Raw genomic sequence first — 13,763 nt, forward strand, 5'->3', positions numbered from 1 at the left:
CGTTCGGAACGTCGTGCCCACCGCGCCCGTTCGGACCCCCTGGGCTTCGGACCCCTGGCGCTGCTCGTCTTGGCGCAGCTCTCGGCGGCCAGCGACCGCTTCCTCGTCACACTGGTGACGACCCCGGTGAAGCGGGATCTCGCCCTGAGCGACGCCCAGCTCGGGCTGCTCCACGGCTCGGCCTTCGTGATCCTGTACGCGCTGACGATGCCGCTCTTCGGCAGCCTGGCGGATCGCGGCCACCAGCGCACGATCCTGCTCGCCCGCATCGGCCTCTGGACCCTGGCGACCTTGGGCTTCGGCCTGGCCGGCTCCTTCGCGGCGCTGCTCCTCTGCCGGCTCGTCCTCGGGCTGGGCCAGGCCGGCCTCGCACCGGCCTCGCTGTCGCTCATCGCCCATGGCTCCGAGCAAGGGCGCATGGCCCGAAACGTGTCCCTGTTCACGGTCGGAGGCAGCTTCAGACAGAGCTTCGCCCTCTTCGCCGGGGGCGCGACCCTGGCGTGGCTCGCCGTGCGGGGCGGGCTGGCATTTCCCGGTCTCGGACCACTGCCCCCCTGGCGAGCGCTGTTCGTCCTCGCCTGCCTGCCGAACCTCGCGCTGATGCTCGGCGCGGCGGCCGTTCGACTGCCAACGGCCCCACCGGCGAGCAGGGTGGGCCTGAGGCCCGCCTGGGCATGGATGCTGAGGCATCGGCGGATCTACCTGCCGCACGTCGCCGCTGCGGCCTGCGCCGTCCTGATGGGCCGGACCCTGGCCGCCTGGGGGGTGACCCTCTACGTGCGCAGCCACGGCATGAGCCCGGCGGAGAGTGGTGTCGTGCTGGGGGCCTGCTGCTGATCGGCGGGCCGATCGGCCATCTGTCGGCCGGCTACCTCCTGGACCGCGTCGGGCGGACGCGCCGGCGTGCAGCGGCCTCGCAGATGCTCGGCCGCGGGCTCCTCGCGGCCCTGCCGCCCGCGATCGTCATGGCGACGGCCTCCGACCGGACCCTCTCGCTCGCCGCCTTCACCCTCCTCACGGCGGTGCTCGGCTTCACGGCACCGCCCGCGGTGACGGGGGTCCAACTGCTCACCCCCGTCAGCCTGCGTGGGCGCGTCAGCGGGCTCTTCATCGCCGCCGTGACCCTGACCGCCTCGGGCACCGGCCCGCCGCTCCTCGGCCTCCTGGCCGACATCGTCTTCGGGGCCGATCATCTCGGGCGCGCCCTGATCGTCCTCTACGGCCTCGTCGGCTTCCCCGGGACGCTCCTGGCCATGCACGCCGCGCGGCGATCAGGCCGGATCACCGGCGCAGGCCGCTGAACCAGGACGAGACGGGCTCGATCACCTCGCTGGCGATGGATGCGACCCGGGCCCGCAGCCGCTCCGTCAGGGCCGGGGAGCGACCCGGCTGGCCGCCGCGCCGCTCCCGCGAGGCGGCTTCCGCCTCCGTCATCGCCGCGGCGACGAAGGCATCTTCCTGGGCCTGACACGCGTCGAGGGCGCTGCGCTGGGATGCCGCCCGGCTCTGCGTCCGGGGCTGGTGCGTGAACGCTTCTCGCACACAGCCGTGCCAAGTCTCCTCGAGGGCATCGAGCCTGACCTCGGGCATCGGCTGCGCAGACGCCACCTGCGGGACGAGGCTCATCAGCAGGATGGCGGACCGGAGTATCATGGGCATGCGCGGAATATGCCGGCCCGGGTTCGTCCGGGCTAGAACAAAAGCGCAACACTTCGGCCGTCGCGTCTGGGCGACCTTGTCCCAAAGTCATCCGACCCTGCACGAAACCGCTGCTTCGACCGTTTCATGTGAGCGTCATTGATAGTGTCGCGAAAAATTGGCTTGCTTTCGTGGCCCTGCCGCTTCGATCAGGCTCAACCTGGATCAAAAATTTCCGATGCGTGACTATATAAATAAAATATAAATTCGTGCAAATTATTGGCTTACTGTATCACTATTTCTATTGCGATGAATATCTTCTATTTTTCGTATCAAATTAATTATAAAATTTACGATAGAAACATAGAATATCTTCTAGTACGGACTGTTTTTGTTTGTTTTGGGGTGAGATTGATTGAGTGTGATCAGAAGTATATTTCAATTATAAATTCTGCAACCCATTTAACGTAAATCCGCAGAATACCGAGGGGACTGGGTGCGGATTGATATCATGGCAGACAGAAGGCGCGTTTACAGGCAGGCCTGTGGGCTCGATGGGCGGATCTTCGTTCCCAAGATCAGCACCGCAATTCCGTGCACGATTACGGACATCTCGTCACTGGGTGCGTTCCTGAAGCCCGGTACGGGTCGTGTGGTCCCGGCGCATTTCGATCTCACGATCGGCGGAAGCAATCAGCCGCGCGCCTGTCGGATCGCACGCCAGGAATCCGACGGCTTCGGCGTCGAATTCCTCGATCCCGTTCGCCACGAGATCGAAACGATCCTGGAAGAATTCGCTTTCAAGGAAGAGCTGGTCTTCGAGGCTCTGAACCCGAACCTCGACACCGAGACGACCCTCACCCGGATCCGGTTGCGACGAACCTCTGCCGCTCTCCTCGACCTGATCGCGCGGCGCAGCTCCATCGCTTGGCAATCAGGCGAGATCATCGAGCACTGCGCAGCGCGCCCCGACGCGACGATCGCGGCCCAACCCGGTCCATCCGGCCGATCGGTCCCATACGCTCGGCACGCGGTGCTTCCGGCCTGAAGAGGCGCCCAGATCCCTGTCGGAGCGGGCTGATTTCCAGTTTCAGCCCGAGTAGAGAAGGGGTGGTGCCGGTTGCGGGACTTGAACTCGCGACCTACCGCTTACAAGCAGATGAATCTGGATGTTCCTACAATCGATACGGGTGCACGCGACTCCACTGCGATCGGCGATATTTTGAGGGCTGCAAACGGCTGCTGATCGCCGGTTTCCAGTGACGCAGCGAGTAATTTCGTCTAAATCTATGGAGTGGCGTGCTGCCAGATCACTGTAACCCCATCAGTAACCCCATCAGTAACCGCACCAGCCCCGCTTCTGCCTGACGTCGGCCGCCGAACTCATTGCGTTCTGCTGTAGGTGCCGTTGCACCTTTCCTCGATCACCACGGAAACTCAAACGCGCAGCTATCGTGTGGGGCCTTGATTTTGCGGCTCCTGGCCGGTGAAGGGAGGCACTACAGCGGCGGCGGTTTCAGTTGGATTAGTGGCGCCGTTACGGCAGCTCGGTACGAACAGCCTGCTTATTCCCAATTGTCATAACGGCCGGTTTGCCGTTTGTGTTCAAATACAAAGATCGGTTCTTCGGCGTCGAAGCAATGTTCTCCGACCACGAAGAAGCGCTGAGCAGCGTCGTGGTTAATAATCCAAGCTGCAAGCCGACGAGCCTGATCTTCTGAGGTAGCTTTTCGCCTCTTGTACAAGCTCCCATTCGAAACAAAATAAACTTGAATTATCCATGCGTATGTCAAAATTTATCTTTCCTGCCTGACGCAATGCTATGTAGTGGTTAGCTTGAAGGGTCAGTGGAGGAACATAAACCTCTACTCGTTCAAAGTCAGATCTCAAGTTGATATGCTGCCTCGACGGCCCCTCGCTTGTCGCGCATCAATGGGGCCAGATGGTTCGCAACTTTCAGTGTTATCGGGGCTGGATCTAGTTCTCGTTGCGCTACATGTTGTGAGCACGGCGGTACGGACGAGCGCTTGATGGAATGGGGCCTTCTCGGTGGTGAGCGACTGGGTGGCACACGTCGTGTGCGTACTCTCGGCATGGGAGCCACGGTACGTTTCTTCAACGAACAGGCTGTGCCAGGTCTCGGGGGGGTCTGGTTTGGAAGGCAGGTTGTCCTCGCTCTCCTCGGCATTCATATAGGCGAGTCGTTGCGCGCTGATGGTCGTGGTTCTGCAAACATCCTTGCGGCCAACGCTGTAGAAGCCTTCGCGGTATGGTCGACGCTTACTCGTAACAAATGGAGCCGCGATCCGCGGCTGCCGGGCTACCTCAAGCTTCAGCTGTATTCTAAGCGGGAGGATCCTACCTTCAAGCATGCCGGCAGCCGCGCCTTCTACGTCAGTCAGCCGATGCGGATCGGAACGCGCGACGCGCTACCTATGCTCGGGCTCGTCTCGGCTACGAACCGACGCTTCAACAGCTACGCTCTCACCGAACGTGGCGTTGCCCTTCTGGAGGCCACTTGCCCGCGTGCTCGCACTGCGCTTCTGCCCTGGGCCAAGGGCGGAAGCCTGCCGGTGCGTCGCAAAGCGATTTTGGAGGAACTGGATCCAACGCGCCCACTGTCCGATAGCGCGCGTGAAATTCTACGGGAGGCTTTCATATCCGGCCCTGAGCCCGAGAGGTCCCGCCGTCGCGAGGCGCTGGCCTTCGTTGAAGAGCTTGGTCCAGGCGGACACACCTCCTGGGACGAGCAACCGGCCGGTATCATTGATGCGACGCACTGGGCTGATATGCGTGCCGGTGCCGTGTTCGCCAGCGTGATGGAGGCCGCGGCAGGAGAGGAAGCGGGTGGCTCGGTGCTTAGACGAATCGAGGCCCGCATGGGCTCGGCAGGAATACGTAAACTCGCCCTCAGTGATGCTGTGGAAGTCGCCCTAATTCCTGCGATCGACCGCCTGCGCGAGCGAGCTGGCGCCTTCCTGTTCACCGGACACGATCCCTCGCCCGGAAGAGCCGCTTCGCAGTTCTGCACGGACTGCGTTGAGGCGGATGACCAGCTTCTGATCTCTCGCTTGGTGGCGCGCGATGGCCGTATTCTGCGCCTCATCGACAGCTCCATCCTAGCTGGCTCCGCCTTCGAAGGGCAGCCGCTCAGCGAACCAGACCTCGACGACACTGCGGTAGCAATCCTAGACGAAAGCCTGGACGAGCCGCCGGAGGAAGGTATTCCTCCGCTGCCGGAGAGCATCTCGCGGCGCATTCACAACTTGGCCACTCTGGCGCCCGACCTACGTGCAGCGACCGGCGACGTCGAAGGGCTCTGACGCGATGAATAACCGCCGGACCTTCGGCTCAGAGCAGCCGCCCGCTCTATTACATCTGTTCGAGCCGCCGGATGGATATGTCGGCAGTTTCGGCTGGCTCTGCGGCTACTCCGCTGACGCGTTCTTCCTCAACGCCGCTGCAGAGCGCTTCACCCGGCGCACGCAGCGGCGCCGAGCCGCCGAGGGTGAGGTTGCGTTAGGACTTATTCTCGATCCTGGCAGCCCTCGGGTTTCGATCGTCGATGCACCCGGGGTCCTGCATCTCCCACTTCCACAAAGTGGCCTATTCCGCCTTATACATGCCAAGATTGCGCTGCTTGGATTCCGTCCCTTAGGCGGCGATGGCTGGCGGCTGCGCCTCCTCGTCTCTACCGGTAATTGGACGCGCGAGACGCTCGAAGAGAGCCTCGACCTTGCCTGCCAAGTGGATGTCGCTTCAGACGAGCTTGGACGGGTGGAGGTTGGTCAGCGCTTGGTCGATCTTACGGCCGGATCAGGGTTTCTCGCCGAGTTACGCGACCAAGTCGATACCGCGCCGCTTGAGGCGGCATCCCGCCTCACGCGCGAAGCTATAGCGTCATTTGATCGCTGGCGTGCACGCGTAGCAGCGGATGCACCGACAGACGTCCGTCCACGCTTCATCGACAGCCGGACGCAAGCGCTTCTGCCGCAGATCGTCGAACGGATCGCACCTGCGCGCCGCAACTATCTCGCGATGGGCTCGGGCTTCTACGAGGGCGGAGTAGGTAGTGGCGTTCCGCAGGTTCCAGCCCAGGTCATCGCGGCCCTCGACGAAGCCGGTCTCCTCGCGCCGAAGCTGGACGTCAACCTCTTCGTAAATCCTGATGGCTGCCAAGCTGTCGCGGGAGCGACGACGGCGATCGCCGATGCCGGCTGGAGTGTGCGTAGGCCCGGACAGGGGCCGTTCCATCGCACGCGAACTCTGCACGCCAAGTTCCTGTTCGGCGCGCAAGACGACCGACGCTCGCCCCGCTGCCGGCAGGCATGGCTTTATCTCGGCTCAGGCAACCTCACACATCCCGGGCTGCTGCGCGCTGGTCCCGCCGGCGGCAACCTTGAGGCTGGGATCGTGCTGTCTCCCGAAGGGCTCACCTGGGAGGAAGACATGGGCGGTGTGCCAGTGAAATCGGCCCTGCCTATCACCTGGGACGAGGATACCCTTCTAGAGGCTGAGAGCGTGACCCCGGGCGGCGAGATGCCTGATCGGTCCGAACTCTACCGCAATGCGCCGGTCTCGCACCTGATCTGGACGCCCGCCCCCGATGAAACCGGGCGTCTCACTCCGCCCAACGAGAGAGATCTTACCTTCGAGGTGCTTAACCCGTCTGGGGCGGTGTGTGCGCAAGATGGACGGTCCGTGCTCTGGCCAGGTCCGTGCCCGCCGGAGGTGACTGTCAAATGGACGGCGGGCGGACACGCATATACCGAGCGGGTGCCGGTGATCGACGAGCACGGCCGGGTCGGTGCCACACCCCTTGCCCCTGTTGCCCTCGATGAGGTCTGGTCGTTGCTCTCAGACTTTCCCAATCCTCCGGCGGACGACGCTGACGAGACCGAGGTGGACGACGGCAGCGAGGGTGACAGGAATGGGTCGAGCGGCGCTAGCCGGCGCAGCACGGCTCTACCGGCTGGGGAATATCCTATCCGGCAGGTTATGGGCCTGATCGAGCGGATCGCAGCGCGGCAGACGGACCTACATCCCGCCGACTGGACAGCCTGGTGCGTGCGGCTTGGACAGACTCTCGAACTCGTCGGTGCTGATGCTGAGGTTGAAGCCTTCCGCGCGCTCGGCCTCGATCCCTTCAGCGCCCTTCGCGCCGAGCCCTTCCGGCCAGACTTCGCGCGTGACGCCGCGAGCCCAGAAGGACAGCTCTACGAGGACACCCTCGCACGCGTCGCAACCGCTTGGCAGGTCGCCGGGCTCGCCACCTTCGAGGCGTAAAATGACATTCGCGGGCTGGCACCGGGTCGGTAAGAACCTCGAGATCCTCTCCGCCGCAGCAGGCTCGCACCTGAACGAGGGGCAACGCGCCAGCCTGTGCGCCTTGGCGCAGCGCCTTCCGGCGCATGGAGTGGTCATCGCCGACGAGGTTGGGATGGGCAAGACGCGCATTGCAGTCGCGCTCGCTCGCGCGGTCACCGAGGCCGGAGGGCGCGTCGCCATCCTGGTCCCCCCAACGCTGGGCTTTCAATGGCAAGAAGAGCTGCGCCACGGCGACATTCCGAACGTTCCTGACGTCGTACGTAGCCTGTGGGGCTTCCTTGCCGCTTGGTCCGACCCAAATCAGCCTAAACCATGGTTCGACCGGCGCGTGCTTCTGATCTCGCACGGCTTCGTCACCTGGCGGCTTGGGGCGACCACGCGGCGCTGGCGCTTTGAAATCCTACCGCTTCTTGCCGGTTTGGCGCAGCACGCCGTGACTGGCACCTACCCGCACGGGTTCAAGGCGATGTCGGAGCGTGCAGATACTTGGGTTCAGGCCGCAGCCCGCTCGATAGCGAAATTCTGCGTCGGTTCGTCCGAAAAAGCAGTGCAGTCGCGCTTCGCAACCCTCGGCAGCGAGACCGTGTGGCGGGCAGCGAACCAAGGAGCGAGCTACGAGCGGAACAGTCCATCACGCCACCTCTTGCAGGCCGCTGTCGGCCTAGGGTTCGGCGCGTTCGACCTGGTCATCATTGACGAGGCGCATAAAAATCGCGGCGAAGACGGCGGACTTGCGAACCTGCTCAGGAACACCCTGCTGACATCAGAGCTCGCTCGACGCCTCTGCCTGACTGCGACACCAGTCGAAATTAGTGCAAGCGACTGGGATCAGGCCCTCGCCCGCATCGAGGTCGATGAGGCGTCCCGAGCACAGATCCGGCCGATTATCGAGCACTATAGCGACGCCGCCCGGCGCGTACGCCTCGGCTGGCGTAGCAGCGCAGCGGCGCGGGAGGCTTACGTCTCGGCAGCTTGCGCCTTTGAAAAGACGCTTCGTCCCTATGTTCTGCGCCGCGACAAGCGCAGAGACCCGGACGTCTCCCTCTTCTGCGAGATTTCCTCGACGGTAGGCGACGCCGATGCTTACCGCTGGCAGCACGACATCGCTGTGACGCCGGCCGATCTCAGCCTAGGCTGGCGGAGAGCGGTGTGCGCGGCGGAGGCACTCTCCTTCGTTGTACGCGGACGCGAAGATCCCGCAGCCCAACGCCTGCGACTAACCTTTGCGAACGGCCATGGCATTGCAACCCGGCTCGACGCCTCAGCGGCTGCCGCGGAGGATGCGATGTTACAGCCCGGCGATCCAGATACCGACGCCAGTCTTACGCCAGCCGAGTCCATAACGCTCGTCGAGCAAAGCGCCCAGTCTCACGGGGAACAGAAACGCCTTGAGCGCGCAGCATGGTGGCAGCGAGTCATCGACAGTACGGCGCGAGCCGACGGAGCTCTCCTTGCGCATCCTGCGATCCTAGCGGCTGTTACCGCCATCGAGGAGTATCACGCAGAGGGCGAGAAGGTCTTGGTCTTCGGCCGATTCACCGGTCCGATGCGTGCGCTTGTAGAACTCCTCAACGCTCGGGCGATGCTGCGCGCACTAGACGCCGGGGCGCCGTGGCCGCAGCGCCAGATCGACCAGCGCGAAATCGACGCCACAGCAGCTGCTCACCACCAACTCGGGCGCACGGGGAGGTTCGATCCCGCGGCCATCGATGCGCTGCTTGCCCGGCAGTACGAGGGGATAGAGCGGCGACGCGAGGCTCTCCGGGCATCGTTGTTTGAACTCATTCTTCGCGGTCTGCCCGAGGCAGAACAGGAGGCTCGCGTGCTAGCAGAGGCGGCACGGTCAGGGCGCGACGGAGATCGCGCTGTCCTAGCTGCAGCCATCGACCAGCTTCTTGATCGCGGGCAGCGCTCGGATAGTGAAATAACAGACACTGGCGAAGCCAAGACGCCCTCTACCCTTTCAGCTGAAGCAGTCGCTGAAGCCTTTCTTCAGCTCCTGTCGGCGCTGCGCGAGCGCGGCGAGGGAGACGCAGACGGAGACGGAGCGCTAGACACCGCCGAGGCTAGTGCGCTCTGGCGCACGCTCGCGGAGCGTCTCGGAGAGGAGTACAGGACCGAGCGAGGACGCTTCGCCCGCCTCATGAACGGCGGAACCGCGCTGCCTACCCGCCGAACGTTACAACTCGCCTTCAACCGACCGGAAAGCAACCCGCGGGTCCTCGTTGCGCAATCGCTCGTCGGGCGTGAAGGGCTAAACCTCCATCAAGCTTGCCGGGTCGTGATCCTGCTGCACCCGGAGTGGAACCCCGGCGTAGTCGAACAGCAGGTCGGACGCGTCGACCGGGTCGGGAGCCACTGGGCCAAAGCACTGAAGGCAGCACTTAACACAGGCACCCACTCTCTCCCGCGCATTGAGATCCGGCCTGTGATCTTCGAAGGTACGTACGATGCTTATCACTGGCGCGTGCTGCACGAGCGCTGGGACGATCTGCGCGCGCAATTGCACGGCATCGTGGTTCCCCACCGTCTGCGGCCGGGATGTACGGCTGAGGAGCGGGACGCAGTTCACCGCCTTGATGCCGCAGCTCCCGATTTTGAGCCTAAGCGACAAGACGGGAACGGGTCGGAACCAGCCCCAACTTGATCAATTGTGATCCCCGAACCCCTCCAAATTGATCCGATCTATGAAGACCTTTTCTTTGTACGGGTCAAACTTGCGGCCGGCCAACGTACTCCCAGTTCGAAAAGACGCGTCGTCTCACCCTTCAGATTATAGGGCACCGACTTCGTCTTGACTAAAAACAGCAAGACTGCCTCGGATTGCTTCCCACAAGAACCGCCAATCGTTCCGAGCTGGCGTTTATAATCTACCTGCGCATTTGTTTTAATACACCAAATTCCAACTCCAGACCGTTGCGCACTCGACTGGCGACCGGTCCCTCGTATTCGACCTTGGTCAGACCGAGCCTCTGGATAATGGTTCGGCGAAGTAGCGGAAGCTTGGAAACGAGATCCTTATTGCCTCGGGTGGGCTCAAGGGCATCCGTAACTGCATCGAGGCACCATAGGGCGGTCGTCCAAGCCTCCAGAAAATCGACAGGCATGTCGAGAAAGCCGCCTTCAAGTACGAGCCGGGCGATGGGCGCATCTTTCGGAAAGAAGAAAGTCGACAGAATCCTGACGGTCAGACGCGGCCAACCCCAGTCTTCTATCGTGCACGGCAGGCCTAGGTCATAGCTAGGGCGACGCGCTGCATGCAGCAGCAAAAGCAGCCAGAATCGGAGCCTCAGAACATCGACCCCGAGCACCTGTCGAGCATTTGGGCCGCCAGCCATTGAGTTTTCGTAGATTCGAACTGCCTTAACGAATGCAGCCCGGTCTGGAGGCGGACGGTCGGTCAGCTTTGCCTCGGCAACGTCGACGGTCAGCGTCCTTTCCTGATCCTCGTCGTCGAGATCCATCCAGTCGTCATTGGTCGTCGCGTTGTTTTCGGGGGCAGGCTGCGAACCGGACAGGCGGTTCAACAGTGTTCTTACGCCATCGGAATGTAGGCCGGCGATCGTGCTCTCGCCTCCTTGGGGGCGCCGTGCTCCAGGCTTCTGCTCTACGAAGCGGTCATATGGAAGCACCTCACTCGGGCCATCCTTCTCCTCATTGTCGTTGCTTCGATTTCGGCCTTTTCCGGCAGTAGAAGTAACGTCTTCAACGTCGGCTCGCTGAAGCTCATCGAGAGCTTGCACGAGGAAGAGCTGAAGGTCGTTCCGATCGACAAAACTGGACGCGGCTAAAGCCACATTCCTGTGAGCTGCCTCGCGGCGTTTGCCTCGAAGTATTCCCCGATGCATCAAAGGAGCGATCGTCGACGAAGCGTCGCCATCTTCGATGCGCAGGAAGTGGATCTCTTCCAATGCGTCGACGCGTGCAGTCCGGATCGCCCCAACCGCCTCCATCTCAGCAATCCGAACTTCGCCAATTTCGATTGCACCGACATCTAGTAGAACGAGACGCCCGCTCCAACTTCTGCCAGGTGGCGTCCATTTCAACTCATTTCGATCGGCTTCGAAACGACCCGCATAAGCTGTCTTAGCTGTATCGAGTTCGATTGGAGGTAGCCGTTTCACCGGCTGGAGATCTGCAAGCTGGATACGCGATCCCTGCAAGAACTCCTGTAGGTCGAGCGCCGCTAAGGCCTCGTCGCGGGGCACGCGACGATAGACAGAAGCTTCCGAGTTCGAACCATCGAACCCGGTGCGACCCAGGGCTGGAACGGTGCAGTTGGCGCTGCCAGCTAAGACATGATCGTAGTCCGCAGTCTGAGCGATGATCAATTTTGCGTGCTTGAACCGTCCCTTGCCCTTCGACCACTCGGACGCGTCGATCAATTCTAGACCCGGAAAGACAGGATGATCGTGGGTGAGACCGTGGCCTCCGGAATCAATAATGACCACCGTCATTGAGCTCTCCAGCCGCTCCGACAGGTCCCGTAGCGCCTCAAAGTCGTCGTCGAAATAGGGACTCATCACTACGAGTCGTTCAACTGGTGCATCGACGAACTCCACGAAGGCGTCGGCGATACCGCTAGGCCCAGGTCGGCCGAGAAAAGCTATAAGGCTTCCGTCTTCCAGGGATTGAATGGTGCCCGGTGGCGGCCCGCTGAGCCATGGTGCCCGGTCCCGCGCCCAACGCATTGCATCTCTGACGGTGCTGTCTCCGCCGGCAGTAACGTCTTCAAGATACCGCCAGACCGAACGTACGAACTCCTGTTCCGATGAGGCTTCGATCCCGCAGCTTATTTCAGAGACAATCTCGAGATTGCCGCCAATCCCTGACGCCGTTACGTTGGCTGAACCGAGGAATGCGCGGCCGCCTTCTCGACCAAGCTGCACCACGATCTTCGAATGGAACACACCAGAGTGTTGGCTTGGTCCACACGAAACGTAGTCGCGGCCAAGCTGCCGAGGCAGAATAGAACCGTCGCTTAGGGCGATGCCCATCATCCTCTCGTCGGCAATCAGCACGATGTTGGTCGCTCCGGCGGCCGCCAACTGCGGGAGCATAAGCTCCTCGAAGCTAGAGAATTCTACGGCAAAGCTGGTGACGATTGCGCTGTGGTAACCACGACTAGCGGAACGTCGCTTGGAAAGACGCTCGGCGTACCTCAATGGACCTGCTCGATGATAGCCAGACCTGCGCCTGTGCAGCCCTCGACGCCTATCAGCTTGATGTCGACGAGGAATTGGATCGCTGGATCGAGTCGCGGCGTCGTAAGCACCGGGTCGGATTGTGAGCGGAAGGCGTACCGACCTTCACGGCTTTCGAACAGAAAAGTGTAGTCGCGTTGGCGACGCAGCTTCTGTGTAGCGACCCAGGTGTGGCGGCTGATGATTCTTTCAGCCACCATATCGGGTACGACTTGATCGAGTGACCGGTTTTCATTCTTGCGAATCCATTGAAGTTCCGAGCGTATGGACCTTCCGCCGCCGCCGAGAGCGAACGAACGAACGATTTCGCTCTCCAAATCGGGCCTCAGTCGGCAGCGTTCATCGAGCGCTGCCAACTGTTCGATGCCAACAAGGGCGCGGTCTTCTCGAAGCTCCTGGTTCGAGAGCAGCCGACGCATCCGCTCGTTAAAGGCACTATCATCGAGATCTACCGATCCGCGGTATTCGCGCCAGATCAACTTCGAGGTCTCAGCACTGCGATCCCGTAGTCGAGCTGCCACCTCAGCATGGATTTCCGGTAGTGAACGACCGTCGTCGAACTCTTCGATGATCGAAATTGACCAGCTCAACAGCGCGCCTGCTGCTGACTGCCACAGATCCTGTGCGTGATATGTCTCCCACCGAAGCCGCTGAACTTCGAGCGACACCGGGACAGGCTGGTCAGCCTTGAAGAGCCGCTGCCTGACAATAGTTGAATTTGGCCGCTTTGACGTCTCGCGAGCGGAGTGGAGAACGAGCATCAGCGTGTCCCGTCGGCGCTGAGTGGAAACAGTAGCCTCTACATCCGTTCCGAAAAGTACGGCTTCGTAGGCGTCTCGTTCATTGCCAGCCTGTATCTCCGAGGGAAGAATCGGCTTCATCTGGGCCAGCTGAGTTCGCGTGACCTTAGCGATCTTGATCGCGTCGACGAGAGCCTGCCCGAGCTGTTCCCCGATCGATGCACCGAAGGCTTTAGCCACCACGAGACCTGCTGCTGTCCGTACTGGAATTAAATGGTGCTGCGGCACCTCGAATAAGCCGAGCTCGATTAGCTGCGAAAGATAGGCTTGTCCGAATACTCCAAATGATTGTCTCAGGTATATATCACAGTCCCGATCTAGGGAGGCGCCTTCAGTGAAGTCAACATCTTCAAAATCGTCCAGAGCAAGGCGGCGCTGCGCCCACTCGATTCCTGCGACGCCAACTTGGCCACCGACGTGGGCAGCTACGAGAGCATGCAACGCCTCAAGCCGTCGAATCCAGTCGCGCCACTCGTCGACGCTAGTACTGCGGACCTCCTGTGCATACGCTTCACTCGCCCAGCAGTAGAGGCCATAGTATCGGACACGCAAGGTGACATTGCTGATGCCGGGAACCAGCGTCTGATACAGCTGAACTCCGCTGTTCTGTAGCCCTAGGGGATCGAGCCCGCGTTTCGCTGTTCTTTCGGTCCATTCCGGCAACAGCATCATGTCTCCCGTCCCGCATTCGATGACGCTCGATCCGAATGGTCCAATGCGATGTGCAACAGCCGAGCTGGGGTTGCAAGCTACGTCGGGCGACCTTTCAGTGGCCGTACAGGCATTCTCGACA

9 protein-coding genes are annotated in these 13,763 nt (G+C 61.7%); 6 read left to right on the top strand and 3 right to left on the bottom strand.

Annotation, left to right across the window (positions count from 1 at the left end):
• The first annotated feature begins 69 nt into the window (after window positions 1-69).
• Both ASF49_RS24595 and ASF49_RS24600 read left to right on the top strand, forming a co-directional pair.
• A complete protein-coding gene (locus tag ASF49_RS24595) occupies window positions 70-837 on the top strand; it encodes an MFS transporter (RefSeq protein WP_243214796.1) in 768 nt (255 codons plus the stop codon).
• An 83-nt stretch (window positions 838-920) separates the two neighbouring features.
• Entirely contained in the window at window positions 921-1,301 is a 381-nt protein-coding gene (locus tag ASF49_RS24600) for a hypothetical protein (protein ID WP_243214795.1), read from the top strand.
• Here ASF49_RS24600 and ASF49_RS19080 read toward each other — a convergent pair.
• The gene (locus ASF49_RS19080; protein WP_056476706.1) at window positions 1,282-1,659 is read right to left on the bottom strand and encodes a hypothetical protein; all 378 of its coding nucleotides are present in this window, start codon (window positions 1,657-1,659) and stop codon (window positions 1,282-1,284) included. The genes ASF49_RS24600 and ASF49_RS19080 overlap by 20 nt on opposite strands.
• Window positions 1,660-2,149: 490 nt before the next feature.
• Between ASF49_RS19080 and ASF49_RS19085 the strand changes: the two genes are divergently transcribed.
• The 4 genes from ASF49_RS19085 to ASF49_RS23890 all read left to right on the top strand — a co-directional run bounded on the left by ASF49_RS19085 (window position 2,150) and on the right by ASF49_RS23890 (window position 9,613).
• Window positions 2,150-2,686, top strand: coding sequence for a PilZ domain-containing protein (locus tag ASF49_RS19085; RefSeq protein WP_156653090.1), 537 nt, complete (start codon window positions 2,150-2,152; stop codon window positions 2,684-2,686).
• A 982-nt stretch (window positions 2,687-3,668) separates the two neighbouring features.
• Entirely contained in the window at window positions 3,669-4,961 is a 1,293-nt protein-coding gene (locus tag ASF49_RS23885) for a hypothetical protein (RefSeq protein WP_156653091.1), read from the top strand.
• A 4-nt stretch (window positions 4,962-4,965) separates the two neighbouring features.
• The gene (locus ASF49_RS24080) at window positions 4,966-6,924 is read left to right on the top strand and encodes a hypothetical protein (RefSeq protein ID WP_162240985.1); all 1,959 of its coding nucleotides are present in this window, start codon (window positions 4,966-4,968) and stop codon (window positions 6,922-6,924) included.
• A 1-nt stretch (window position 6,925) separates the two neighbouring features.
• On the top strand, window positions 6,926-9,613 hold the full coding sequence (locus ASF49_RS23890; protein WP_162240982.1) for a helicase-related protein: 2,688 nt from the start codon (window positions 6,926-6,928) through the stop codon (window positions 9,611-9,613).
• Between the two features lie 223 nt (window positions 9,614-9,836).
• On the opposite strand, the gene ASF49_RS23895 is transcribed toward ASF49_RS23890, so the two are convergent.
• Together ASF49_RS23895 and ASF49_RS23900 are read right to left on the bottom strand one after the other, a co-directional pair.
• A complete protein-coding gene (locus tag ASF49_RS23895) occupies window positions 9,837-12,026 on the bottom strand; it encodes a hypothetical protein (RefSeq protein ID WP_156653093.1) in 2,190 nt (729 codons plus the stop codon).
• Between the two features lie 101 nt (window positions 12,027-12,127).
• Window positions 12,128-13,642 carry a hypothetical protein gene (locus ASF49_RS23900; protein WP_156653094.1) on the bottom strand — a complete coding sequence of 505 codons (1,515 nt, stop codon included), beginning with the start codon at window positions 13,640-13,642 and terminating at the stop codon, window positions 12,128-12,130.
• Between the last annotated feature and the right edge of the window lie 121 nt (window positions 13,643-13,763).

This window comes from Methylobacterium sp. Leaf104 (assembly GCF_001422885.1).
Classification (GTDB): domain Bacteria; phylum Pseudomonadota; class Alphaproteobacteria; order Rhizobiales; family Beijerinckiaceae; genus Methylobacterium.